Source organism: Polynucleobacter hallstattensis, assembly GCF_018881835.1.
Classification (GTDB): Bacteria; Pseudomonadota; Gammaproteobacteria; order Burkholderiales; family Burkholderiaceae; genus Polynucleobacter; species Polynucleobacter hallstattensis.
In genome coordinates this window covers 145,336-169,185 of the sequence record NZ_JACVPO010000001.1, presented here as the reverse complement: position 1 = coordinate 169,185, position 23,850 = coordinate 145,336, and the positions used below count along the sequence as shown (strand labels likewise).

24 protein-coding genes and 2 tRNA genes are annotated in these 23,850 nt (G+C 46.8%); 16 read left to right on the top strand and 10 right to left on the bottom strand.

Annotation, left to right across the window (positions count from 1 at the left end; translation table 11 throughout):
• Window positions 1–21: 21 nt before the first annotated feature.
• Window positions 22–747 (bottom strand): LrgB family protein, encoded by a 726-nt coding sequence (locus ICN26_RS00895; RefSeq protein WP_216266174.1) that lies wholly within the window; start codon window positions 745–747, stop codon window positions 22–24.
• Window positions 744–1,097, bottom strand: a complete 354-nt coding sequence (locus ICN26_RS00890) for a CidA/LrgA family protein (RefSeq protein WP_216266173.1) — start codon at window positions 1,095–1,097, stop codon at window positions 744–746. The genes ICN26_RS00895 and ICN26_RS00890 overlap by 4 nt, the downstream gene beginning before the upstream one ends.
• Window positions 1,098–1,228: 131 nt before the next feature.
• On the opposite strand from ICN26_RS00890, the gene ICN26_RS00885 reads away from it, so the two are divergent.
• Genes ICN26_RS00885 through soxA form a run of 6 tightly spaced genes read left to right on the top strand, consistent with a single transcriptional unit; the run spans window position 1,229 to window position 5,990 of the window.
• Entirely contained in the window at window positions 1,229–1,678 is a 450-nt protein-coding gene (locus ICN26_RS00885; protein ID WP_216266172.1) for a (2Fe-2S)-binding protein, read from the top strand.
• A 9-nt stretch (window positions 1,679–1,687) separates the two neighbouring features.
• Window positions 1,688–3,919, top strand: a complete 2,232-nt coding sequence (locus tag ICN26_RS00880) for a xanthine dehydrogenase family protein molybdopterin-binding subunit (protein WP_216266171.1) — start codon at window positions 1,688–1,690, stop codon at window positions 3,917–3,919.
• Window positions 3,920–3,938: 19 nt separating this feature from the next.
• Window positions 3,939–4,373 carry a sulfur oxidation c-type cytochrome SoxX gene (gene soxX, locus ICN26_RS00875; protein WP_216266170.1) on the top strand — a complete coding sequence of 145 codons (435 nt, stop codon included), beginning with the start codon at window positions 3,939–3,941 and terminating at the stop codon, window positions 4,371–4,373.
• A 23-nt stretch (window positions 4,374–4,396) separates the two neighbouring features.
• A complete protein-coding gene (locus ICN26_RS00870) occupies window positions 4,397–4,882 on the top strand; it encodes a SoxY-related AACIE arm protein (protein WP_216266169.1) in 486 nt (161 codons plus the stop codon).
• On the top strand, window positions 4,879–5,208 hold the full coding sequence (locus tag ICN26_RS00865; protein ID WP_216266168.1) for a thiosulfate oxidation carrier complex protein SoxZ: 330 nt from the start codon (window positions 4,879–4,881) through the stop codon (window positions 5,206–5,208). Before ICN26_RS00870 ends, ICN26_RS00865 begins: the two co-directional genes overlap by 4 nt.
• Window positions 5,205–5,990 (top strand): sulfur oxidation c-type cytochrome SoxA, encoded by a 786-nt coding sequence (gene soxA, locus ICN26_RS00860; RefSeq protein WP_251367016.1) that lies wholly within the window; start codon window positions 5,205–5,207, stop codon window positions 5,988–5,990. Before ICN26_RS00865 ends, soxA begins: the two co-directional genes overlap by 4 nt.
• Window positions 5,991–5,997: 7 nt before the next feature.
• Here the strand turns inward: soxA and purU are convergent, their stop codons facing one another.
• The gene (gene purU, locus ICN26_RS00855; protein WP_216266167.1) at window positions 5,998–6,852 is read right to left on the bottom strand and encodes a formyltetrahydrofolate deformylase; all 855 of its coding nucleotides are present in this window, start codon (window positions 6,850–6,852) and stop codon (window positions 5,998–6,000) included.
• Window positions 6,853–6,975: 123 nt separating this feature from the next.
• Here purU and ICN26_RS00850 point away from each other — a divergent pair, with 123 nt between their 5' ends.
• Window positions 6,976–7,269: a hypothetical protein gene (locus ICN26_RS00850; RefSeq protein ID WP_216266166.1), complete on the top strand. Its 294-nt coding sequence runs from the start codon at window positions 6,976–6,978 to the stop codon at window positions 7,267–7,269.
• A gap of 21 nt (window positions 7,270–7,290) precedes the next feature.
• Here ICN26_RS00850 and ICN26_RS00845 read toward each other — a convergent pair whose 3' ends face one another.
• Window positions 7,291–7,698 carry a surface-adhesin E family protein gene (locus tag ICN26_RS00845; protein ID WP_216266165.1) on the bottom strand — a complete coding sequence of 136 codons (408 nt, stop codon included), beginning with the start codon at window positions 7,696–7,698 and terminating at the stop codon, window positions 7,291–7,293.
• 81 nt (window positions 7,699–7,779) lie between these two features.
• Window positions 7,780–10,245, bottom strand: a complete 2,466-nt coding sequence (locus tag ICN26_RS00840; RefSeq protein WP_216266164.1) for a penicillin acylase family protein — start codon at window positions 10,243–10,245, stop codon at window positions 7,780–7,782.
• Window positions 10,246–10,378: 133 nt separating this feature from the next.
• Between ICN26_RS00840 and ICN26_RS00835 the strand changes: the two genes are divergently transcribed.
• Both ICN26_RS00835 and ICN26_RS00830 read left to right on the top strand, forming a co-directional pair.
• A tRNA-Leu gene (locus ICN26_RS00835) sits at window positions 10,379–10,467 on the top strand.
• A 45-nt stretch (window positions 10,468–10,512) separates the two neighbouring features.
• The gene (locus ICN26_RS00830) at window positions 10,513–10,944 is read left to right on the top strand and encodes a hypothetical protein (protein ID WP_216266163.1); all 432 of its coding nucleotides are present in this window, start codon (window positions 10,513–10,515) and stop codon (window positions 10,942–10,944) included.
• Here ICN26_RS00830 and ICN26_RS00825 read toward each other — a convergent pair.
• The 5 genes from ICN26_RS00825 to ICN26_RS00805 are packed head-to-tail and all read right to left on the bottom strand — an operon-like array spanning window position 10,941 to window position 15,131.
• Complete coding sequence (locus ICN26_RS00825) at window positions 10,941–11,354, bottom strand: ExbD/TolR family protein (RefSeq protein WP_216266162.1); 414 nt, start codon at window positions 11,352–11,354, stop codon at window positions 10,941–10,943. The genes ICN26_RS00830 and ICN26_RS00825 overlap by 4 nt on opposite strands.
• Window positions 11,355–11,356: 2 nt before the next feature.
• Window positions 11,357–12,049 (bottom strand): MotA/TolQ/ExbB proton channel family protein, encoded by a 693-nt coding sequence (locus ICN26_RS00820; RefSeq protein WP_216266161.1) that lies wholly within the window; start codon window positions 12,047–12,049, stop codon window positions 11,357–11,359.
• A gap of 4 nt (window positions 12,050–12,053) precedes the next feature.
• Window positions 12,054–12,746, bottom strand: coding sequence for an energy transducer TonB (locus ICN26_RS00815; protein ID WP_216266160.1), 693 nt, complete (start codon window positions 12,744–12,746; stop codon window positions 12,054–12,056).
• Window positions 12,743–13,549, bottom strand: a complete 807-nt coding sequence (murI, locus tag ICN26_RS00810; RefSeq protein ID WP_216266159.1) for a glutamate racemase — start codon at window positions 13,547–13,549, stop codon at window positions 12,743–12,745. The genes ICN26_RS00815 and murI overlap by 4 nt, the downstream gene beginning before the upstream one ends.
• A 58-nt stretch (window positions 13,550–13,607) precedes the next feature.
• A complete protein-coding gene (locus tag ICN26_RS00805; protein WP_216266158.1) occupies window positions 13,608–15,131 on the bottom strand; it encodes a fumarate hydratase in 1,524 nt (507 codons plus the stop codon).
• A gap of 167 nt (window positions 15,132–15,298) precedes the next feature.
• On the opposite strand from ICN26_RS00805, the gene acs reads away from it, so the two are divergent.
• The 7 genes from acs to fdhF all read left to right on the top strand — a co-directional run bounded on the left by acs (window position 15,299) and on the right by fdhF (window position 23,809).
• Window positions 15,299–17,272 carry an acetate--CoA ligase gene (gene acs, locus ICN26_RS00800; RefSeq protein ID WP_216266157.1) on the top strand — a complete coding sequence of 658 codons (1,974 nt, stop codon included), beginning with the start codon at window positions 15,299–15,301 and terminating at the stop codon, window positions 17,270–17,272.
• 60 nt (window positions 17,273–17,332) lie between these two features.
• Window positions 17,333–17,423 (top strand) — tRNA-Ser (locus ICN26_RS00795).
• A gap of 234 nt (window positions 17,424–17,657) precedes the next feature.
• On the top strand, window positions 17,658–18,230 hold the full coding sequence (locus ICN26_RS00790) for a phasin family protein (RefSeq protein ID WP_215356329.1): 573 nt from the start codon (window positions 17,658–17,660) through the stop codon (window positions 18,228–18,230).
• A 97-nt stretch (window positions 18,231–18,327) separates the two neighbouring features.
• Entirely contained in the window at window positions 18,328–18,633 is a 306-nt protein-coding gene (locus ICN26_RS00785; protein WP_216226336.1) for a YciI family protein, read from the top strand.
• A 17-nt stretch (window positions 18,634–18,650) separates the two neighbouring features.
• Window positions 18,651–18,875, top strand: coding sequence for a hypothetical protein (locus tag ICN26_RS00780; protein WP_216266156.1), 225 nt, complete (start codon window positions 18,651–18,653; stop codon window positions 18,873–18,875).
• Window positions 18,876–19,073: 198 nt separating this feature from the next.
• Window positions 19,074–20,876: an NAD(P)H-dependent oxidoreductase subunit E gene (locus tag ICN26_RS00775; protein WP_216266155.1), complete on the top strand. Its 1,803-nt coding sequence runs from the start codon at window positions 19,074–19,076 to the stop codon at window positions 20,874–20,876.
• 38 nt (window positions 20,877–20,914) lie between these two features.
• Window positions 20,915–23,809 carry a formate dehydrogenase subunit alpha gene (gene fdhF / locus ICN26_RS00770; protein WP_216266154.1) on the top strand — a complete coding sequence of 965 codons (2,895 nt, stop codon included), beginning with the start codon at window positions 20,915–20,917 and terminating at the stop codon, window positions 23,807–23,809.
• The last annotated feature ends 41 nt before the right edge of the window (window positions 23,810–23,850 follow it).

Below are 23,850 nucleotides of genomic sequence, written 5' to 3'. Positions count from 1 at the left end.
TGAATGGCAGTCAGCGGGACCTTAATTGAATAAGTGATACAAAATGGGTATAGCTACCGCGCTAATCACCCCATTCATTCCCATCGCTAGACTGGCATAAGTTCCTGCCTCTGGATGAATGCTAAAGGCACGCGAGGTGCCAATGCCATGGGCGCCAATGCCAATGGCAAAACCACGCTGCCACCATGCTTTCATGCCCAGTGCATTCAGAATAAAGGGCGCCAGAATAGCTCCGAGGATTCCGGTAGTCACGGCAAAAATCGCGGTTAAGGTTGGGGATACGCCGATACGCTCAGCGATACCCATGGCAATCGGTGCAGTAACTGATTTGGGGTACATGGCGCCGGTAATACTGGAGTCAGCCCCTAATAACTTGGCAATGTTTACAGCGCCAATAATGGATACCAAGCCACCCGCAATTAAAGAGGCCAGTAAAGGAATAGATCGGCCCTTTAAGCTACTTAAACCTCTATAGATCGGTATGGCTAAAGAGACGGTTGCTGAGCCTAATAAGAAGTGAATAAATTGCGCACCTTCAAAGTAGGTGGAATAGGGCATTTCAACAAACTGAATGATGCTAGCGACCAGAATGATCGCAATTGCTACTGGATTTGCTAAGGGATTCTGTTTTGCAGCCTTATAAATCGAGAGGCCAATTTGATAGGCGGCCAAAGTAATAAAGAGGGCAAATAAAGGACTTCCGGAGAGATAAACCCAAATCTCCACAATCGAATGTTTTTCGTTCATTGACCCACCTCTTTTGGCTTTGCGCTCAAAAAGCGGACAACGAGTGCGCTAGTGGCAATGGTGAGTATCACGCTACCAACCAGGGCGCTGACAATAGCGAGGGCATTGGCCTTTAGTTGGGGTAAAAACAGTACCACCCCAACGGCCGCCGGAACAAATAAGAGGCCAAGGTATTGGCTAAAGCCATCCGCTACCAATGCAAGTTCATGGTTAATTCCCTTGCGCAGTACTAGCCAAATAATGAGTAGGACCAAGCCAATTACAGGGCCGGGAAGGGTGGGTAGGGCAAACTTGGATACAAGCTCTCCCAGGCTTTGAAAGAGCAGGATTTGGACTAGGCCGGAGATCATGACTTGATCTTACTGCTCTGCAATATATGTTGCAAAGCAATAAATAATTTCTTGGTTAATATAAACACATCAAAAGCAGGGTCTTTGGTAATCAGTAAGACTTCAAAATAAATTAATTAAGGAGAGCACGCATGGCTGACTTAAACGTCAACGGTAAAAAGTACAAGGTGGATGTTGATCCAGAAACCCCTTTGTTGTGGGCGATCCGTGATCATGTTGGATTAACGGGTACTAAATACGGTTGCGGCGTAGGTCAGTGCGGTGCATGTACTGTCTTGTTAGATGGCCAAGCAATTCGCAGTTGTGCAATTTCAGTGACCGTAGCTGTAGGTAAGAAGATTGAAACTATTGAGGGCTTAGAAAAAAATGGTCAGCTCTCTAAAGTGCAAAAAGCATGGGTTGATAACCAAGTGCCACAATGCGGTTATTGCCAGTCAGGCATGGTGATGGCTACTACTGCTTTATTGCGTAACACTCCAAAACCAACTGATGCTCAGATTGATGCTGCGGTAACTAATATTTGCCGCTGTGGAACCTTCCAACAAGTGCGTGATGCTATTCATGCTGTGAGCAAGGCATAAGGAGCAATCATGACTAAAATAATCAATACAAACACAACCAATACTTCACGTCGCCACTTTATTATTGGCTCTAGCGCGATTGCTACGGGTTTAGCAATCGGCTTTGATTTCTCATTAATGTCTTCGGCTCATGCCGCCATGGGTACTGGCACAACAGCCATGACTCCGCTTGCAACTCCAGAGATTGGCGTTTGGGTAGTAGTAAAACCAAATGACGACATCGTAGTCCGCATCGTGCGCTCTGAGATGGGTCAAGGAACTATCACTGGCTTAGCCCAGATGGTTGCAGAAGAATTACAGTGCGACTGGAAAAAAGTTACCTATGAGTATCCGTCACCAGGCGAAAACCTCAAGCGCAATAAAGTATGGGGTAGTTACTCCACTGGTGGAAGCCGTGGTATTCGTACCTCTGAGCAATATGTTCGTAAAGGTGGTGCAGCGGCTCGCATCATGCTGGTTCAGGCTGCGGCTAATCAGTGGAATGTACCTGCAGCAGAGTGCGTTGCTAAAGACAGCGTGATTACGCACACACCATCGGGCCGTAAAACAACCTTCGGCAAAGTATCTGTAGCTGCTTCTCAGTTAGAAGTACCTAAAGAAGTTCCTTTAAAAGATCCTAAAGAATGGAAAGTTATTGGTAAGTCAGTAAATCGTATTGACGGCACTGCTGACAAGGTAAATGGTAAGCAGATCTATGCGATTGACTTGAAGTTACCTGGCATGTTGGTAGCAACCATTCAGGAGTCTCCAGTCTTTGGTGGCAAAGTGAAGAGCTATGACGCTAGCAAAGCTTCCAGCATGAAGGGGGTAAAGAAGGTGATTCAGGTGGGTGATTCTGCTGTAGCAGTCATTGCCGATACTTTCTGGCAGGCCAAGACTGGCTTAGATGCAGTCAACATTACTTGGGATAACGGTAGCAATGGCGATGTCTCTAGTGCTTCTATTAAGAAGATGCTTGAAGGCGGCTTAACTGCTAATGAGACTTTTGTCGGTAACTCGAATGGTGATGCCAAAGAGGCAATCTCCAAAGCATCTAAAACGATCGAGGCAACGTACTTCTATCCATTCTTGAACCACGCAACTCTGGAGCCACAAACTGCAACTGCAAAGTGGACGACAGATTCTTGCGAAGCTTGGGTTCCAACCCAGGATGGTGAAGCTTCTTTGGCTGCTGTGATTGCCGCTTCAGGCTTGCCTGCTGAAAAATGTAATGTCTACAAGGTAAACCTTGGCGGTGGCTTTGGTCGTCGTGGTGCCTTCCAGGATTACACAACCCAGGCTGTCAATATTGCCAAGCAAATGCCAGGCACTCCAATCAAATTGATTTGGACTCGAGAAGAGGATATGACTCAAGGTCGTTACCACCCGGTAACGATGTGTAAGATGACAGCCGCCATTGATGATAAGAAAAATATCACTGGCTTGGATATGCGTATCTCCAGTCAATCTATTTTGGCTGCCGTGCGTCCAGCGGTAGTTGCTGCCAACAAGGGTAAAGATCCAGTGGTGTTCCAAGGTTTAGATGCTGCGGGCGAGCATGGCATTACTTATAGCTTCCCGAATTTGATGATTGACCATGCTATGCGTAATACGCATGTGCCACCAGGTTTTTGGCGTGGCGTAAACGTCAATCAAAATGCAATCTTCCTAGAAACTTTTATGGATGAGATGGCTGAAGCAACTGGTGTGGATGCAGTCGAGTTCCGTCGCAAGCACATGGAAAAGTTCCCGCGTGCAGTAGCGGTATTAAATGCGGTTGCTGACGGCATTGGTTGGACCAAGCCTGCTAAGCCAGGCGTATTCCGCGGCGTTGCCCAAATGCGCTCATTCGGAAGTTATGTTGCTGCTGCTTGCGAGTTATCTGTGACCAATGGCAATGAGGTGAAAATTCATCGAATTGTGGCCGCAACTGATCCTGGCTATGTTGTTAATCCAGCTCAAGTAGAGCGTCAAGTATCCGGCTCATTTGTGTACGGTCTATCCGCTCTCTTCGAAGAAGAAATCACAATCGAGAAGGGTGCGGTTGTGCAGAAGAACTTTGATACCTTCAATTCCATTCGCCTGTCTCAGATGCCTAAGGTGGAGACGATCATCATCCAGGGCGGTGGCAAAGACTGGGGTGGTGTTGGTGAGCCAACCATTGCAGTTGCAGCGCCTGCTGTTCTCAATGCAATCTACCGTGCGACAGGCAAGCGCTTGCGTACAGTCCCATTGAAAAATAGCGGCATTAAGTTGGTTTAATGGTGATGGGCAAGCAGGAATGAGACGAACGCTAGCAGCTTTATTGCTAGGGACTTCAACTCTTTTCCTGCCTTGCTTAGCGCACTCTCAAACCTGGGTGGGGGATTCGATTGTGAATCCCCTTACTTCTTCTCCGGGTGATGCTGTGAAGGGGCGTGCGATTGTGGCTAGCCGTCAAGTTGGTTTATGTTTACTGTGCCATAGTGGGCCATTTCCGGAAGAGCGCTTTCAGGGCAATCTAGCGCCGGACTTAATTGCTAGCGTCGGCCAATCCACTCCAGCTCAATTACGAGCTCGATTAGTTGATCCAAGCCGCTTGAACCCAGCAAGCATCATGCCGGCCTACTATCGAACTTCTGGTCTGAGTCGTGTGGCTCCCAAGTTTATCGATCAGACTATTCTTACTGGCCAAGAGATAGAAGATGTTGTAGCCTTTTTAGTAAGTCTTCAATAACTAACTGAAATTACGAAATCAATATGACTGAGTTCAATCTGAGTTCAAGCCCCATCAAACCGAGTCGGCGTAGGTACTTGTCTGCGTTAGGTCTTTTAGGCCTATCAAGTTGGATTACTCCGAGTTTGACCATGGCTAAAAAGCCAGAGGCCATGGAGGCGATCGCCAAAATTATTGGTTCGAATACCGTTCGTGACGCCCGAGTGAACCTAGTGATTCCGCCTTTGGTCGAAAGTGGCAATCTGGTAGTTCTCAAGCTGTCCATAGATAGTCCGATGACTGCAAATGATTACGTTAAGGCAGTGCATGTAATCTCTGAGGCCAATCCTTCTCCAAATATGTTTACTGCGTATTTCACACCTCGCTCTGGCCGCGCTGAGTTAACGACTCGTGTGAGATTAGCAGACTCACAGCGAGTATGGGCTATCGCACAAATGAGTGACGGTAGCTTTTTCCGAGGGTATGCCGATACCTTAGTGACTCTTTCAGCCTGCACGGAGATGATATGAGCAAGACCTCCCGCACGGGCATTACGATGCCAGCTCAGGCAAAAAAAGGAGCCCTTATTGAAATTCGGGCAATCGCCCAGCATGATATGGAGACGGGCTTTCGATACACTGAAGACGGTAAGCGAATCCCACGTGACATTATTCAACTCTTTACTTGTCAATATAACGGCGAGGAAATATTCAGAGCAGATTTTTATCCAGGCACCGGTGCTAACCCCCTCGTCATTTTTACTACCGTGGCAGTTGCTTCCGGTACGCTTGTATTCAAGTGGGTAGGAGATGGCGGCTATGAGGCAGTCAATCAAGCACAAATTACTGTTTCGTGAATCTGTTCGTTTTTTGTCTTCGTGTATTACCGTTATTAGTCATCCTGATTGGGGTTGATTCTAGTCAAGCACTTGAAGCTCCAAAAGATACTCGGCAATCCAGTTACTACTTAATGACGCCAGAGAATCGGGCAATGCAAGATGATTCCAATCTCAACCCCGCTGTATTTTGGGTAATGGACGGTCACAGTCTCTGGAAAGAAAAGGCCGGAATAAAGAATGTATCTTGTGCATCTTGCCACGGAGATAGTGGGCAAAAGATGACTGGTGTAGCAACACAGTTTCCGAAGATGCAGAAAGGAAAGTTGCAGACCTTGGAGGGTCAAATTAATCAATGTCGTACCGTACGGCAAGAAGCTCCGGTACTCGCTTATGAGAGCAAAGAACTCTTAGCTTTAACAGCATTTGTCGCAACCCAATCCAAGGGCTTGCCAATCGCCGTTCAAGAAACATCTCAGAACAAAAAAGATTTACAGCAAGGCCGTCAGTTCTTTAATGAAAGAATGGGTCAGCTCAATTTATCTTGCGCCCAATGTCATCAAGATCGAGCTGGCTTGAAATTAGGCGGAAGTCTGATTCCTCAGGGTCACCCAACTGCCTACCCAATTTACCGAATTGAATGGCAGACCATGGGATCTTTACAAAGACGTTTACGTAATTGTATGAGTGGGGTACGCGCTCAGCAGTTTGAGTATGGCTCGCAAGAGATGGCTCAGTTAGAGCTATTTCTGATATGGCGAGCCAGAGGCATGCCCCTGGAAACTCCAGGGGTCCGGCCTTAAGTGCTACTTAGTCTGAGAAGACGACTGAAGTCGCACCATTAATCAAAACACGGTCATGCAAGTAGTAACGTAAGGCGCGTGAGAGTACGGTACGCTCTAGATCTCGACCCTTGCGAACCAAGTCTTCAGGCGTATCGCCATGGGTAACGCGAGTGACATCTTGCTCAATGATTGGACCTTCATCTAAATCGCTAGTAACAAAGTGCGCGGTAGCGCCAATCAACTTGATGCCACGAGCATGGGCTTGATGATAAGGCTTGGCTCCTTTAAAGCTTGGCAAGAAGGAGTGGTGAACGTTAATGCAACGTCCAGATAATTTCGTGGATAAATCATCCGACAAAATTTGCATGTAGCGCGCCAAAATAACCATGTCGACTTTTGCATCAGCAACAATCTCAAGGAGCTTTGCTTCTTGCTTTGCCTTCGTCTCTGGCGTCACCGGTAAGTGATAAAACGGAATATCCGCAAAATCAATACTGGAGTAAACCTCACGCGGATGATTGGAAACAATCCCACTGATAATCATTGGCAACTCACCAATACGCCAACGATAGAGAAGATCTACCAAGCAATGATCTAGCTTGGATGCCATGATCAGCACTCGCTTTAAATCTTTTACAGCGCGCAAGTCCCAAGTGAGATCAAAGCGTTTAGCAATTTCTATAAAGCCAGCCTTCAGAGATTGGCTATCAGCGCCGCAGCTAAAGCTCACGCGCATGAAGAAGCGTTTAGAAGCCTTGTCATCAAATTGCTGAGCTTCCTCAATATCACCACCTAATTCAAAGATGTAGGTTGAAACAGCAGCAACAATACCCGGTCTATTGGGGCAGGTAAGTGTGAGGTAGTAATTTTCTGTAGTCATGGCTTTAAAAAGGAAGGAGAGATTACTTGTAGGACGTAATTTTAGACTGCTTATTTAGAGGTAGTCACGCTGTCAGCGGGACCTGGGTAAGGCTCGCTCATATCTTTGATTTTAGGAATGGGTATGTCTGAGCAAATCGGCTTTGGTCCTAAGGCATTCAAAAAATTGCAATCTTGTTTGGTTGCCGCAGAGGCAGCGTGTTCTAAGGGGGATTTACCAGTAGTCACAGTGGAGACTGCGCTTACTGCAGTCGAAGGGTTGGCCACCGCTGCTGATACCACTACTGAACCTGCAGAGCTTGCAGCTGTAGTAGCAGATCCCCCCAAGGCCATTAATGGCGCCGCACAACCGCCCAAATTGAGACAGAGAACTATGTATCCAAAAGCAGACCATCCCGATAGGCTTGGTCTGCTTTGAAGTGTAATGAAAATGAGATGTTTAATTACGTTGACAGACAACGTTAAAAACTCCAGCTGTCCAAGACTCATTCACAACAGGCTCAAATTCACTATTGGGAGTTTTGTTATCTGAAACTACCTCACCGCCACCTTTATTGCCAGCGAACTCTTTGTACTCGATTGGGCGATAGCTCATGGCTGGGCAGTTGTACTCATTCATCCCGATGATAGAGCTAACAGGCTGTTTTGTTTTTGGATTAACACCTGGCTTCTTTAAGTCGAGCATAGACATAATTTGTGCTTTTTCACCTGATGTACTGACCGTATCCAGATCAACATACACCACCATCACCGCATTGGATCCCAACTCTTTCCACTCGGCGAAGCTGCTAGAGAAGGGTAGTAAAGAAAGTGTAGTAAAGACGGTGAGTGCGTATATTTTTTTCATAATATGTGGTGTTGTCGCATTGTTATTAAAGTAAGTACAGCCCCAGTCGGACTCTTCCGAACCATTCTAAACTCCCCTGACTTATTTATCCTTAATAGCCAGATCTAGTTGACGTCCGACCTTCCGGGGTTTCATTTGTAGAGGAAGGTATTCATTTCGAGCCCAAAGCCCACTCATGTTACGGTAAAGCTTGTTCTGCACCCAGCCAGACTGTCCAGATTGATAAATAAAGAGGGATTGCTCTAAATCCGATAGGTCATATAGCGTTCGCAGGCTTGGTGCCTGCTTGGTTTCAAAAGGATTATCAGCTCTCAGTAGTTCTAGGCGCCCCACATTGATGCTAAAGCTATCGCCAGGAAAAGGCTGCGTCAAATTGAAGAGGCTTCCAAGGAGTGGCACCTTACTCAAAGGACGATGTTCTGAGACTGCAATGTGCGCATTACCCCAAACCCAATTTTTAGGGTTGTTGCCAAATTGCGTACTCAGTTGCTCAAGTGCTTTATCAAAGGCAGCATTTGAAGCATCGGTGCAGTTCTCTATTTGCTTGGTTGAGGGGTCATTACACCAAGGGCTATCAGGATCTTGTAATTGCAAAATTAGGGAATGTCTAAAGCTACGGGTACCATAATTTTCTGTGAATAAATATCCTAAGCGTGAGAAGAGTTTGCGTGAGAGTTGGTCAGCCCAGGCGTTAAATATTAGTGCGCCAGCGCTATCGATTTTCATGTCTCCATCAAAGTTCTTACTAAGCTCAATTGCTTGTTGAGCCAGCGGATGTGTTGATTGTGCCGATTTAAATAATTCTAATAAGGGTGTAGCGCCCAAAGACAGAGTATCAGCTTGCATCGCTTTCATGGAGGCAAGGTCGTGTGTTGATTTATCTTTGATGAGCTCCACAATTCTGTCGTAGCGGGTTGGTAAATCCCAGTCACCGGTCAGTGGATTCGGATCATTATTAGCAATGATTTTTTGGTTGGCAGTAGCAATCCAATTTGAGTCAGGATTACTACTATTAGGTAGATGTTCAAAAGGGACGTATCCAGTCCAGTCATATTGCTTCTCCCAGCCCAATGCTGGCGCTACTCCATATAGCCCTTGATGCAAGGTGCGCTTAGGTGCGACACCAGCCACCTGAAAAGAAATGTTGCCATCTATATCTGCCATCACTACGTTTTGCATTGGCGCATAATTTTTGCGCAGTGCCTGCTTAAAGGTCTCTAAATCTTTGGCGTGATTCATATCCAGTAAGCCAGCAACCGATTGATTTTCAACATCCAGCGCAGTCCAGCGTAAAGCTAAAACAAAGCGATCGGTGTCAATCACCCGCTTGGCTCGTGCATACGATTCAGAAATCACTGGACCATGCCGAGTCTCTTTGACTAAAAAGCGCAGTGAAGGCTCGCCTTTGATATCGATAATTTCTTGGCGCACTTTAAAAGGTAGTGGACCCTCTGGACCTCGATATACTTCGGGATTTTTTGGATCTAGCTGCTCAATATATAAATCCTGAACATCGGGACCGGTATTTGTAAAACTCCAGGCAAATTTATCGGTCCTGCCGAGTACCACCGCTGGAATGCCGGGGAGGGTCGCACCGATGACATTGAGGCCTGGCGCTTCTAAGTGAGCTATATACCAAATCGCTGGGGCTGATAAGCCTAGATGCGGGTCGTTTGCCAGCAAGGGCTTGCCAGAGGCCGTCAGTTTTCCGCTCAGCGCCCAGTTATTAGATCCAATGCCTTCCTTGCCGCCCGGGACTTCATTGATAGCCAATTCGGTTGCAGGCAGTTTCTTTGACTTTTGATCCCTTGTGAGTGGATTGGGATTAAAGACATTAATATCCTGATACATTTTCGCAAAGTCAACATTACTCACAGGCTCACCAGGTGTATACGCTGGCATCACCTCCCATACTTGTTTGGTAGTTAAAAACTGGGAGAGTTCAAGTCGTTGTAATTCTTTTTGCCAGTTACCGCCAAGATCGAGCGCCATCATCAGCATCCACGCAACACTATCAGTAGGTGACCAATGCCCTGGTTTGGATCCAGTTAAAAAATACTCCACTGGAAGAGCCCAGCCTAGGTGGGCATTACCAGTGTTCACTCCATCTGCATAAGATTGAAGCAATCGCTTGGTAGCAATAGGGTAGCGATCAAACTGTTTTTCTGCTGCGCGCTTAATACCCAGCGTCCGAATAAAACGGTCGATTGAGAGAGTTTCTTTACCAAGGATTTCGGAGAGTCGTCCACTGGCCAATCGACGATTAATTTCCATTTGCCAAGAGCGTTCACTGGCATGCAAATAACCCAATGCAAAGAGCGCATCAGTAGAGCTCTTTGCCTGAATATGCGGAATGTCATTCTCATCAAAGGAGATCGCAACGGAATCCCCTAGGGATTTAATAATCCGCTTGCCAGAAGGATTGCTTTGAGCGGAGATGAAGTAGATTATTCCAGCAGCAATGATCAGGGCTAGGGCTGCAGAACCAAGCCAAAAGATACCTTTAAAGGCAGATTTAAGGCCTGAGTTTGGCGTAGGTATTTTCATGGGAATAGTTTAGTGGGTTTGCTTGAACTAGATCCCAGGCTTGATGAAAGCAGGCTTCCCGCCTCAGATAGGGCTCGCATGCTAAAATTTTGCTTGTCTTGGTTTATTTAGTGCGGCTTTATTGCTCGTGCGAGCCCGAGTGGTGAAATCGGTAGACACAGCAGATTTAAAATCTGCCGACTCAAAAAAGTCGTGCCGGTTCGATTCCGGCCTCGGGCACCAATCGATTGATTTCAGGCATCCTTGAAATATCTCTACTTTCTCCCCTTGCTAACCTTGCTTTTAGGCGCCACTCCGAGTTTGGCAGCAGATCCATTGGTTTTTACTTGTGAGCGTACGGAAAATAACTACACCGAAACTTACCAACTCAAGGTCATGGCTGCCTCAAAAAATCAGAAGGCCAAAGTCTTTATTGATAACCGAGATTTAGATCGGGCTAGCGAGTTAGGCCTACAAACCATTCGGAGTGTTCTTATTTCTGAATTGACAGTCCTCATTTCAATGGAAGCACAATTTCCCCCAGAAAATTTTGATGGTGTTCAGTATGGTGCTGGCTCTGTAATCACCGTGATTGCGATTAATCGCCCAACGGGACAGATGAGAAAAGCGGAGACAGTGAAAGGGGGAATACTCTCAGCAACCCTTGGTGAGGGCACGAAGACTTATCAAGAGCAATGTACTGCTGCTAATAAGCCTTAATTCGGCTCAGTCACAAATCCTAGCTTTGTTAAGCCGGCGCGTCGGGATGCGGCTAATACCTGAGCAACATATTCATACTTCACAGACTTATCGGCACGTAAATTGATTTCTGGTTGCGGTTCCTTCTGAGCCGCTTTTTCTGCATAGCCATCAAAAGTCTTTAAATCAATTTGCGTGCTATTCCAGAATATTTTGCCCTGAGCATCAATCGAGAGCTGTACTGATTCTGGCTTGACTTCATTGCGCACGCTATTGGCTTTTGGCAACTCAACCTTCACCGCCTGCTGAATGACTGGCAGGGTAATGATGAAGATGATGAGGAGTACCAACATGACATCGACCATCGGAGTCATGTTGATTTCGGCCATGATGCCGCTTTCTTCTGGATCGTTCTGGAGATTAAAAGACATGTTTATTCTCCGGACTTCACGCGGGCACCAGTGACAAAGTAGGCGAGGAGATCATTGCCAAAGCGATTGAGATCAGCGACCAATAATTTGTTGGAACGATTGATCGCATTAAAGCCCAGCACTGCTGGAATCGCTACAGCTAAGCCTAAAGCAGTCATGATGAGTGCTTCGCCAATGGGGCCAGCAACCTGATCAATCTGCGCACTACCTGAGCTGCTGATGGCGATTAAAGCATGGTAGATGCCCCACACCGTTCCAAACAAGCCAATAAATGGTGAGGTCGCGCCGGTCGAGCCAAGGAAGGTAAGTCCTTTTTGGAGCTGAGCTGCAACACCATCAATACTGTTCTTAAGACTTCTCGCCATCCATTCGGAGTAGTTCAATGTTTGCAACAGTTCACGATGATTCGTCGATTGGCTTTGGTGGTGGGTAGAGGCTCCACTGGCAGCTTTAGCAATCTGATAGTAAGGATTACTTGCATGGCTGGTAAATGCATTCAGACCCTGGTCATAGGAAGTAGCGCGCCAAAACTGATCGAGCTCAGGTTTGAGTTTGCGTAGATTGTGCAAATCCCAAAAACGGGAGAGCAGAATTACCCAGGTCACAATGGAGCAGATGAGAAGTGCGATAGCCACAAAGCGGGTAACTGCATCGCCCTCGAGCCATAAATTTGCTAAGCCAAATGGTGTATTCATAATATTAATTCTTTAAATTAAATTTAATTAAAAGGTTGGTAGAAATTCTTTGGGGCGAACCATTGACTAAGAATGGTTTAAAGCGATAACGACGGCCAATCTCTGTAGCTGCTCTGTCTAATCTTGGAAATGAGCTAGAGCGCAATAAGGCAACATCCTCAACACTACCTGTTTCATCAATAATCAATCTCACTACCACCTCACCTTGCTCCCCGGATCTCTTGGAGAAAGAAGGGTAGTAAGCATCTGCATCTGGTTGATATACGACGACTAGTTTACCAATGTCAGTTTGAATCGGTGTGCCACTGGATCCAGAGGTAGTGGCTGGCGCAACTGTGGCATTGGGAGCCTGTGATTCACTTTTAGATGGATTTGCTGGCGGTGTCTGCGCCTGTTGTTGGGTTTGTGGTGGGGTTGGTGCCTGCGTGGATTTTTCATCCACAGTTTTCTTCTTTTGTTCTTGCTGAGGTTTTGGGGGAGGCGCGGCCGGGGCAGCCTGTGGTTGTTTGGCAGCCTCAGGGCTTACCAGATTGGCCATCACTCGCGCATCATCTTGATTGTTTTCGTTGTCAGGCCTCATACCGCTCTGAAAGCCAATCAAAAATAATAAATGCAAGGCAATAACAATGCCAATGATGATGCGTTCGGTCTTATCGAATGGCAAATACGCATTCATTCGACTCAAAAAGGTGCTCATATGAAAGAGCTCACCAACTGAGAGTCAATGCTGTGTTTATCCAGGTCTGATTGCATGAGTTCGTGCGCCATATAATGCAATTTCTGCGCATCTTTACTGCTGATGAATTTGATGGAACCATATTCACCATCATCCAATTGCATTCCCTGTGACTCTAGTTTTCGCTTGAGTTGGCGAACTACTGCCTCACTAGTATCAATGAGATTAATGGAATCTCCCAATAACTTACGTATGGCTTTTCGTAAGAAAGGGTAGTGTGTGCATCCTAGAACCAGAGTGTCTGCCCCCGCTTCCTGAATGGGTTCTAGATGTTCAGCAAGTAGCTCGAGAGTTTGCTCGCCATGAGCTTGGCCTGCTTCAATCAGAGGGACTAAGCCGGCACCCGCTTGTTTAACAAACTGACAATTTGGCAGGGTGGCTAGTAAAGCGCTAAATTTATCGCTCTTGAGCGTAGCCTCAGTTGCGAGTACTCCAACAATGCCATTACTTGACTGCATTGCTGCAGGCTTGATGCCTGGCTCTACACCGATGATCGGAATATTGCTCAGCTCATGACGAATATCTGCAATGGCCTCGGCAGTGGCAGTGTTACAGGCAACCATAATGGCATCACAACCTTGCGCTGCTAAGTATTGGCATAGCTCCATGCTGCGCGAAGCTATCCACTCACTAGACTTTTCTCCGTAAGGAGCATTGATGGAGTCGGCTAGATAGATGTAGTCATGCTCAGGAAGTTGGCGTAAAGCCTCATCCAAAATGGATAAGCCTCCAACGCCAGAATCAAAAACCCCGATGAGTGCCAAGTAAAGATCGCTTAACTAAGGACGTTTGATTTAATGAATAAATGACGCACTAATTGACTCAAGCAATCGTGACTGGAATGCCGGCAATCTTTGCTTGCCATTCTTTGGGACCTGTCTCGTGCATAGAGATGCCAGCAGAACTGACCGCTACCGTCACTGGCATGTCTTTGACATCGAATTCATAAATCGCTTCCATGCCGAGGTCAGCAAAGCCTACGACCTTCGCTGTCTGAATCGCTTTAGAAACCAAGTAAGCAGCTCCGCCAACAGCCATCAAGTAAGCAGACTGATGCTTTTTGATTGCTTCAATTGCGGTAGGGCCACGTTCCGCTTTACCAATCATGGAGATCAATCCAGTTTGAGCCAGCATCATCTCAGTGAACTTATCCATGCGGGTGGATGTAGTAGGACCTGCTGGACCAACCGCCTCATTAGCCACTGGGTCTACTGGACCAACGTAATAGATCACGCGGTTTTTAAAGCTCACTGGCAATTCTTCACCCTTAGCCAGCATGTCGGCAATGCGCTTATGAGCCGCATCGCGACCAGTCAAAATTTTGCCGTTCAGGAGCAGTGTTTCGCCTGCTTTCCAGCCAGCCACTTCTTGGGCAGTCAAAGCATCCAAGTTCACACGCTTTGATTTTTTAGTGTCTGGAGTCCAAGTCACATCTGGCCAATCAGATAAAGATGGTTTTTCTAATATCGCTGGGCCATCGCCATGCAAGTGGAAATGGACGTGGCGGGTTGCGGCACAGTTCGGAATCATCGCCACTGGCAATGAAGCCGCATGCGTTGGGTACTCCATGATTTTGATATCGAGCACAGTGGCTAAACCACCGAGGCCCTGTGCCCCAATACCGAGATTATTCACCTTCTCATAGATCTCTAAGCGCAGCTCTTCGGCACGAGTCTTTGCGCCGCGTGCGATTAATTCTTGAATATCTACTGGGCCCATCAAAGACTCTTTAGCCATCAACATGGCTTTCTCTGGAGTTCCGCCAATACCAATTCCTAAGATACCGGGAGGGCACCAGCCCGCACCCATCGTCGGGACAGTCTTGACTACCCAGTCAACGATCGAATCAGAGGGGTTGAGCATCACCATCTTGGCTTTGTTTTCAGAGCCGCCACCTTTGGCCGCGCAAATGACTTCAACATCATCGCCTGGGACGATTTCGTAATGAATAACAGCCGGTGTGTTGTCGCCTGTATTTTTGCGCTTACCCGCTGGATCGGTCAAAACGGATGCGCGTAGTGGGTTATCCGGATTCATATAAGCCCGACGAACCCCTTCATTCACCATTTCAGTCACGCTCATGGTGGCATCGCCCCACTGCACATTCATACCAATTTTGAGGAAAACAACTGCGATACCGGTGTCCTGACACATGGGGCGGTGACCTTCTGCGCACATCCGGCTATTGGTCAAAATCTGTGCAATCGCATCCTTTGCTGCGGCACCTTGCTCAAGCTCATAAGCCTTGCCCATGGCAGAGATAAAGTCCTTGGGGTGGTAGTAAGAGATGAATTGGAATGCATCTGCCACGCTTTGAATGAGGTCGTTTTGTTTGATATTTGTCATGGTTTTGAGCTTAATTATGTAAGGTTTAATCTATTTTAAGGGTTTGCCATAGAGCAAATCTAGCGTGTTTTCACTTATCTTATTAGCTCTTGGGGATGCGTTTCCCTAACTCTGCTCTATTTTTGCAGAAAAAAACGACTGATTATTGAATAGAAGGGCTGTGAAGCATGGAACCATTGATGCAAGAAAACCGCGTATTTAACCCACCAGCAGACTTCATTAAGTCCGCCGCTATTCCTGGAATGGATGCTTACAACAAGCTCTGTGCTGAAGCTAACAATGATTATGACGGTTTCTGGAGTCGCCTTGCTAAAGAGAATCTCTTTTGGAAAAAGCCCTTTACTAAAGTTCTAGATGAATCTAAGGCGCCTTTCTACAAGTGGTTTGAAGATGGCACCACTAATGCTTCCCATAACTGTTTAGATCGCCAGGTTGAAAATGGCCTTGGTAATAAGACCGCGATTATTTTTGAAGCAGATGATGGATCCGTTACCAACGTAACTTATCAAGAGTTGCTTGAGCGTGTTTGCAAAATGGCAAATGCACTTCGCAAAATGGGTATCAAGTCTGGTGATCGCGTCATCATTTATATGGCGATGACTATCGAAGGCGTTGTTGCGATGCAAGCTTGTGCTCGTATCGGCGCAATTCACTCTGTTGTGTTTGGTGGATTTTCTGCTCAAGCACTTCGCGATCGAATTATTGACGTTGGTGCCGTGGCAGTGATTACTGCAGATGGACAGTTCCGCGGCGGCAAATCATTGCCTTTAAAAGCCATTTGTGACGAGGCTCTGTCCACTGGCGAATGCCCTAATGTGAAGCATGTAATTGTTAATAAGCGTACTGGCAGTGATGTCACCATGACGGCTGGCCGGGATGTTTGGATGCAAGAAATCGTAGCCAATGAAGCCACTACTTGCGAGCCAGAGTGGGTCAGTGCTGAACACCCACTATTTATTCTTTATACATCGGGTTCAACCGGCAAGCCTAAGGGTGTGCAACACTCTACAGGTGGTTACCTCTTGTGGGCGATTCTCACAATGAAGTGGACCTTTGACATTAAGCCAACTGACGTCTTCTGGTGCACCGCAGATATCGGCTGGGTAACAGGTCACTCCTATATTACCTATGGCCCACTCGCAGTGGGCGCGACGGAGATTGTGTTTGAGGGTGTTCCAACTTATCCCAATGCGGGCCGTTTTTGGGACATGATTCAAAAACATAAGGCCACGATTTTCTACACCGCTCCAACAGCGATTCGCTCATTGATCAAGGCATCTAGTAATGATCAAGCAGTGCATCCAAAGAGCTATAACTTATCTTCCTTGCGTCTCTTGGGTTCAGTCGGTGAGCCGATTAATCCGGAAGCGTGGATCTGGTACTACGAAAATGTGGGAGGCTCACGTTGCCCAATCGCAGATACCTTCTGGCAAACCGAAACTGGTGGTCATATGATTTCACCATTGCCAGGTGCAACTCCAATGATTCCAGGTTCTTGCACATTGCCATTGCCAGGTATTCAGGCAGCGATTGTCGATGAGGCAGGCGTAGACGTTCCAAATGGTCACGGTGGTATTTTGGTTGTGAAGCGTCCATGGCCTTCCATGATTCGTACGATCTGGGGTGATCCCGATCGATTCGTGAAGTCTTACTTCCCAGAAGAGTTGGGCGGTACCTTGTATCTGGCAGGTGATGGTGCAATCCGCAATAAAGATACTGGCTATTTCACGATTACAGGTCGTATCGATGACGTCTTGAATGTCTCTGGTCACCGCATGGGTACGATGGAAATCGAATCTTGCTTGGTTGCTAATCCCTTGGTTGCTGAAGCAGCAGTTGTGGGCCGTCCTGATGAATTGACTGGTGAAGCAATTTGCGTATTCGTAGTCCTGAAGGGCGGACGCCCAACCGGCGATGATGCTAAAAAGATTGCAACTGAGTTGCGGAACTGGGTGGCTAAGGAGATTGGTCCGATCGCTAAGCCGAAGGACGTTCGTTTTGGTGATAACTTACCTAAAACTCGTTCTGGCAAGATCATGCGTCGCTTGCTACGCGTGATTGCAAAAGGCGAGGAAGTAACTCAAGACACCTCAACACTGGAAAATCCAGCGATCTTGGATCAGCTCAAAGAGTCTGTTTAAGTAGCTGATCGCGCTTTTAGAGGCAAACCCTTCCGGCAAACGTATAATCGATCGCTGTACGGAAGGGTGGATGAGCGGTTTAAGTCACACGCCTGGAAAGCGTGCGTAGGTTAATAGCCTACCGCGGGTTCGAATCCCGCCTCTTCCGCCAGTAGTTCGAAACCACCTTCGGGTGGTTTTTTCTTTGCTTTTCTATGATTTTTACCCTAAATCATCACTTCAGTCAGAATATTTTAGATACTCAACCCTCTGTTTTTAATCAAAAAATGGGGTTTTTGGTGTTTTTGTTGCATTGCCGCAAATAAATCTTGCACTGCAATAAAAAACTTTTTAGAATGGTGCATTGCAATACATTTATTAATTTTATAAAAGTTAGGAAAACACCATGTTCCAGAATCAATTAAACGACCAAATGACACAAGCTCAAACTAAAGCTGTTGAAAACGCCAAGTTCTTGGCTCAAGTAGCTGTTGAAAGCGCAAAAGAATTAGCTGAAATCAACCAAGCTGCCGTTAAAGATGCTTTAGTAGTTGCTCAAGATGCAAGCGCTCAGTTGTTGGCAATTAAAGATGCACAACAGTTGGCAAAATTGGCTCAGCCAGAAACTGCACAAGAAGCTGCTAAGTACGCTGCTGCTTACCAAGCTAAAGTAAACAAGGTAGTGCGTAACAGCAACAAAGAAGTTGCTCAAGTAGTTGACGCATCTATTGATGACGCACGTGCTGATATGGTGAAGTTTGTTAAAGAAGCCACTAAGACAGCCCCTGCTGGTTCTGAGGCATTTGTATCTGCATTCAAAACTGCATTCGAAACTTCACTCCAACAGTTTGACCAAGTTCGCGCTTCAGCAACTGATGCTTTCGCTAACTTTGAGAAAAGTGTTGATGCTGCAATGGCTAACTTTCAAGGCCAATACGCAGTAGCTAAGCCAGCTGCAAAAAGCCGTAAAGCCGCTTAATTCGTTTTAAAAGCTTTGCACAAGAAACCGCCTTCGGGCGGTTTTTCTTTTTTCACTTGCCGTAAGATGGATGCTTTAGAGCTAACGAGGAGTACACATGATCTTTGCAATCCTTTTAATGGATCGTCCTGGCACCGCAGAATTACGTATTCAGGTACGACCAGAGCATCGCGCTTACTTGGGTAAGCTCGCCGACAAGATGGCTTTTGCCGGCCCACTGACCTCAGAAGATGGCAAGACGACAGTAGGCAGTTTGTTAGTCATGGATTTTCCTAGCAAGGCGGACGTTGAAGCTTGGCTAGCAGATGAGCCGTTTACCAAAGCAGGGGTCTATGAAAAGCCGGTCATTCACGTGTTTAACAATAGCTGGCAACAACAGGTTGGGTTTCCACCAGCTAAGTAATCAAGTAGACTTGAGGTATGAATTCAACTACATTGCGCCCTTTAGCTATCCTTGTTTCTATTGCTGCCATTACCCTAACGGGATGCGGCTCTATCGAGTCAGCAGCCCAAGATGACTGCACTTCTATTGGTTGGCAAATCGGCAGCAAAGGCTACAACGATTGCTTTAAGGCGCGTGTTTACGAGCGCAAACTGGATTACGCTCCGCCACCCGGCAGCAAACCATCCCCATCAGTCATCTAACAGGGTTTACCCTAGTTAAATTCACTTGAGCGCCGTCAAGGACTTGAGTGCAGAAATAACCCAAAATCATCCTCGATCTTGGGATTTTCCTATATAGAGCGAGATGGCTTTTTTCTTGCCAATTTGGCCCTTCCCAAGCGTAGCTGTAGACATACAAAATAGCATCATTAATGCGACTAGAAATTAGAGATTAAAACTATGAATCACCCAAAACCCTCGGCTGAAGTCAAGGCTGTTGCTGTAGCAACAGCAGATGATTTAAGGGAAACCATTCGTCGCAAGAGCAAACTCAAAGGGCGTCAAGCAGACGATGTGTCCTTGGCAGAAGTTCGCCAGTTAATTGGTGCTGCAGCTGACCGTCGCGATTTGCTGATTGAAAATTTACACAAGCTGAATGACGAATACCGCGCTTTGCATGATCGTCATTTAGTTGCCCTCGCAAAAGAAATGAATTTGCCGATGGCGGAAGTTTATGAGGTTGCCACTTTTTATCACCACTTTGAAGTGGTGCGTGGCAATGATCCAGTTGCAGATATTACTCTGCGTGTCTGTGATGGAATCGCCTGTGAACTGGCTGGCGCACAAAATCTATTAGCAAAGTTGCCAGCAATTTTAGGTAACCCAAAAATTAAGGTGGAGGCTGCTCCTTGTGTGGGCCGTTGTGAACAGGCTCCAGTAGCAGTTGTGCATCAGTACCCAGTATTGTTCGCAACTACAGATAAGGTTGCCGCCGCCGTCAAAAATAATTTGACGACTCATCCGATGGCTAAGGACAGTGCGATTTTTGATCCCGCAGCTTTAGCTGAAAAGGGTGTATCCCCACAGGGTGACAATCAATCAGTTTCACCAGACTATGTAGGCTACGAGTCCTATTGCGCGCAGGGTGGTTACGCTTTAGCAAAAGAAATTGTTGAAGGTAAAAAAGACAGCGAGAGCATCGTCGAGATTATGGAAAGCTCGGGACTTCGCGGCCTAGGTGGTGCGGGCTTCCCGGCAGGACGTAAGTGGCGCATTGTGAGAGATCAAGTTGCTCCAAAGTTGATGGCAGTAAACATTGATGAAGGCGAGCCAGGTACATTTAAGGACCGCACCTATTTGGAACGTGACCCACATCGTTTTTTAGAGGGCTTGTTAATTGCCGCTAATGTAGTCGGTATAGATGCTTGCTATATTTATTTGCGCGATGAGTATCATGGTTGCCGTGAATTACTCGAATTGGAGCTAGCAAAGCTCATAGCAAATCCGCCATTTAAATTGCCATTGATTGAGTTGCGACGTGGCGCGGGCGCGTATATCTGCGGTGAAGAATCCGCCATGATTGAAAGTATCGAAGGTAAACGGGGCGAACCTCGTATGCGTCCACCTTACATAGCTCAAGTTGGATTGTTTGGTCGTCCAACACTAGAGCACAACTTTGAAACTCTCTACTGGGTGCGCGATATTGTTCAGCGTGGCCCTGAGTGGTTTAGCTCTTTCGGTCGTCATGATCGCAAAGGCTTGCGCAGCTATAGCGTTAGTGGCCGAGTTAAAAACCCAGGTGTGAAACTGGCTCCAGCCGGTATTACGATTCAGGAGTTGATTGATGAATATTGTGGCGGCATGCAAGATGGCCATAAGTTCTACGGTTATCTACCGGGTGGCGCATCTGGTGGCATCTTGCCAGCAACCATGAATGACATTCCACTGGACTTTGATACCTTGCAGCCTTACGGTTGTTTCATTGGTTCGGCTGCAGTGATGGTGTTTGGCGATAATGACAAGGCGCGCGATATGGCGCTCAACGTAATGCACTTCTTTGAACATGAGAGCTGCGGTCAATGTACGCCATGTCGTGTAGGCACCAGCAAAGCTGCCAAGTTAATGCAGTCACCATCTTGGGATCAAGATACTTTAGAAGACTTAGCAACTGTGATGGTTGATGCTTCTATCTGCGGCCTAGGTCAAGCTGCACCCAATCCAATTCGCTGTATTGCAAAATATTTCCCAGAAGAAGTTGCTTAATCAGCAATCAAAAAAACTAAGGGAAAAACGAGACAAATATGAACGCACCAGTAAATCCTAAAGAACTTGAATTGCAAACCGTTGAGTTCAAGCTTGACGGCAAAACCATCGTTTCTTACGAAGGTGAGACTATCCTCAAGGCCGCTAAGCGCCACGGGATCGATATTCCTCATTTGTGTTTTAAAGATGGCTATCGCGCTGATGGTAATTGCCGCGCGTGCGTAGTGGAGATCAATGGTGAGCGTACTTTGGCGCCAAGTTGCTGCAGAAGTGCTACGCCTGGTATGGAAGTGAAGGCTAATAGCGAACGCGCACTGAAGAGTCAAAAACTCGTCCTAGAAATGTTGTTATCCGACATGCCCGACGAAGGATTTAAGTGGGTTGGTGATAGCAAAGAAGAAGAGCAAAAAAATCAACATGGTGAATTGAGTACTTGGGCTGCACGCTTAGATGTCACGGTTCGCCCAGAGCTCAAAGCATTACGTCGTGAAAAAGTGAGTCATGATGTATCTCACCCAGCTATGGCAGTAAATCTAGATGCCTGCATTCAATGCAATCGTTGTGTGCGCGCTTGTCGCGAAGAGCAGGTCAATGATGTAATCGGCTATGCAATGCGCGGTTCTCATAGCGAGATCGTGTTCGATCTAAATGACCCCATGGGTGATAGCACTTGCGTTGCTTGTGGTGAGTGCGTACAAGCTTGCCCAACAGGCGCATTAATGCCTAAGGGTTTAATTGGCTCGCAAACGGTTGACCGTAAGGTGGATTCAGTTTGTCCTTTCTGCGGTGTAGGCTGCCAAATTACTTACAACGTAAAAGATGAAAAGATTGTTAGCGTAGAGGGTCGCGATGGTCCGGCTAATCACAATCGTCTTTGTGTGAAGGGTCGCTTTGGTATGGATTACATCCATAATCCACAGCGCTTAACCAAGCCGTTAATTCGTAAAGCAGGCGTTGCTAAAGATGAAGCTTTATTAGAAGGTAAGCAAGATTGGTCCGACATCTTCCGTGAAGCTACTTGGGAAGAGGCTTTGGAGCTTGCTGGTGGTGGCCTCAAAAAGCTAAAAGATCAATACGGTAACAAGGTACTTGCAGGCTTTGGCTCTGCAAAAGGCAGCAACGAAGAAGCTTACTTATTCCAAAAACTGGTACGCACCGGTTTTGGTAGTAATAACGTTGACCATTGCACGCGCCTTTGCCATGCATCTTCTGTAGCTGCATTGCTCGAGGGCGTTGGTTCGGGTGCCGTTAGTAACCAAGTCAACGATGTTGAGCACTCAAGTCTTATTTTCTTGATCGGTTCAAATCCAACAGCAAACCATCCCGTTGCCGCTACCTGGTTTAAGAATGCCGCTAAACGAGGCGCCAAAATTGTCTTGTGTGATCCACGCGCAACTGAAATCAGTAAGCATGCCTGGCGTACGATGCAGTTCAAGCCAGATACTGATGTGGCGATGCTTAATGCCATGATCTTCACAGTCATTGAAGAAGGCTTAGTTGATCAAGACTTTATTGAGAACCGCTCTAATAATTTTGAGGCACTCAAAGAAAATATTAAGGGCTATAGCCCAGAAGCAATGGCACCAATCTGCGGTATTCCAGCGGAAACCTTGCGTGAAGTAGCTAGGGAATTTGCTACTACTAAATCTGCCATGATTTTGTGGGGAATGGGTATTAGTCAGCACGTTCATGGCACTGATAACGCCCGTTGCTTAATTGCTTTGGTTAGCATCACTGGTCAAATTGGTAAGCCTGGTTCTGGCTTGCATCCACTACGCGGACAAAATAACGTGCAGGGCGCAAGTGATGCCGGATTAATCCCGATGATGTTCCCGAACTACCAACGCGTAGACAATCCGGAAGCGCATGCCTGGTTCGAAAAATTCTGGGACACCCCATTGGATAAAAAGCCCGGTTACACCGTAGTAGAGATCATGCACAAGATCACTGCACCCGATAGTGATCCAGACAAGATTCGTGGCATGTATGTTGAGGGCGAAAATCCTGCGATGAGCGATCCTGACTTAAATCATGCTCGTCATGCTTTAGCTTCATTAGATCTCTTGGTTGTGCAAGATATTTTTATGACCGAGACTGCGCTCCTAGCTGATGTGGTATTGCCAGCAAGTGCATGGCCTGAGAAAGTCGGTACTGCTAGCAATACCGATCGTATGGTTCAGATGGGCAAGAAAGCCATTAACCCTCCGGGGGATGCCAAGCCTGATTTATGGATCATTCAGCAAATTGCTAAACGCATGGGTCTGAACTGGAACTACCAAGGTGCTGACGACGGTGTTGCAGAAGTGTATGACGAGATGCGTCAAGCAATGCATGCAGCCATTAACGGTATTACTTGGGAGCGTTTAGAAAAAGAGTCTAGCGTGACTTATCCCTGTTTATCCGCTGAAGATCCAGGTCGCCCCATTGTGTTTGATGACAAGTTTGATACTAAAGATGGCAGAGTCAAGTTAGTACCAGCCGATATCATTCCTGCGAATGAGCGTCCAGATGCGGAGTATCCATTTGTATTGATTACAGGTCGTCAGTTAGAGCATTGGCATACCGGTAGCATGACGCGCCGTGCAACTGTCTTAGATGCGATTGAGCCAATGGCTACCGTGTCAATGCACGGTGAAGATATGACCCAGTTAGGTGTATCTGCTGGTGATGTCATTACGGTTCAGTCTCGTCGTGGGGAAGTCGCTATTCACGTTCGTAGAGATGATGGCACTCCCCGTGGCGTGATCTTTATTCCGTTTGCATACTATGAGGCTGCAGCCAATCTCATCACCAACTCAGCCTTAGATCCATTTGGCAAGATTCCTGAGTTTAAGTACTGCGCGGTCAAACTTGCTAAAGGTGGTCAAGCCGCCCCAGTAATGGGCTATGGCACCAATGATCCCCAACGGCAGAAAGTGGAGCCGATTCACTGATTATGGGTCTACTTGAGAAAAGGCCGCCTTCGGGCGGTTTT

Coding starts and splice junctions, on each gene's coding strand:
- ICN26_RS00790 (WP_215356329.1), top strand. CDS start 17,658: ATGTTCCAGAATCAATTAAACGACCAAATGACACAAGCTCAAACTAAA.
- acs (WP_216266157.1), top strand. CDS start 15,299: ATGGAACCATTGATGCAAGAAAACCGCGTATTTAACCCACCAGCAGAC.
- fdhF (WP_216266154.1), top strand. CDS start 20,915: ATGAACGCACCAGTAAATCCTAAAGAACTTGAATTGCAAACCGTTGAG.
- purU (WP_216266167.1), bottom strand. CDS start 6,852: ATGACTACAGAAAATTACTACCTCACACTTACCTGCCCCAATAGACCG.
- ICN26_RS00815 (WP_216266160.1), bottom strand. CDS start 12,746: ATGAGCACCTTTTTGAGTCGAATGAATGCGTATTTGCCATTCGATAAG.
- ICN26_RS00895 (WP_216266174.1), bottom strand. CDS start 747: ATGAACGAAAAACATTCGATTGTGGAGATTTGGGTTTATCTCTCCGGA.
- ICN26_RS00865 (WP_216266168.1), top strand. CDS start 4,879: ATGAGCAAGACCTCCCGCACGGGCATTACGATGCCAGCTCAGGCAAAA.
- ICN26_RS00785 (WP_216226336.1), top strand. CDS start 18,328: ATGATCTTTGCAATCCTTTTAATGGATCGTCCTGGCACCGCAGAATTA.
- ICN26_RS00850 (WP_216266166.1), top strand. CDS start 6,976: ATGTCTGAGCAAATCGGCTTTGGTCCTAAGGCATTCAAAAAATTGCAA.
- ICN26_RS00885 (WP_216266172.1), top strand. CDS start 1,229: ATGGCTGACTTAAACGTCAACGGTAAAAAGTACAAGGTGGATGTTGAT.
- ICN26_RS00880 (WP_216266171.1), top strand. CDS start 1,688: ATGACTAAAATAATCAATACAAACACAACCAATACTTCACGTCGCCAC.
- ICN26_RS00840 (WP_216266164.1), bottom strand. CDS start 10,245: ATGAAAATACCTACGCCAAACTCAGGCCTTAAATCTGCCTTTAAAGGT.
- ICN26_RS00890 (WP_216266173.1), bottom strand. CDS start 1,097: ATGATCTCCGGCCTAGTCCAAATCCTGCTCTTTCAAAGCCTGGGAGAG.
- ICN26_RS00870 (WP_216266169.1), top strand. CDS start 4,397: ATGACTGAGTTCAATCTGAGTTCAAGCCCCATCAAACCGAGTCGGCGT.
- soxX (WP_216266170.1), top strand. CDS start 3,939: ATGAGACGAACGCTAGCAGCTTTATTGCTAGGGACTTCAACTCTTTTC.
- ICN26_RS00845 (WP_216266165.1), bottom strand. CDS start 7,698: ATGAAAAAAATATACGCACTCACCGTCTTTACTACACTTTCTTTACTA.
- ICN26_RS00775 (WP_216266155.1), top strand. CDS start 19,074: ATGAATCACCCAAAACCCTCGGCTGAAGTCAAGGCTGTTGCTGTAGCA.
- ICN26_RS00825 (WP_216266162.1), bottom strand. CDS start 11,354: ATGTCTTTTAATCTCCAGAACGATCCAGAAGAAAGCGGCATCATGGCC.
- ICN26_RS00805 (WP_216266158.1), bottom strand. CDS start 15,131: ATGACAAATATCAAACAAAACGACCTCATTCAAAGCGTGGCAGATGCA.
- ICN26_RS00780 (WP_216266156.1), top strand. CDS start 18,651: ATGAATTCAACTACATTGCGCCCTTTAGCTATCCTTGTTTCTATTGCT.
- ICN26_RS00820 (WP_216266161.1), bottom strand. CDS start 12,049: ATGAATACACCATTTGGCTTAGCAAATTTATGGCTCGAGGGCGATGCA.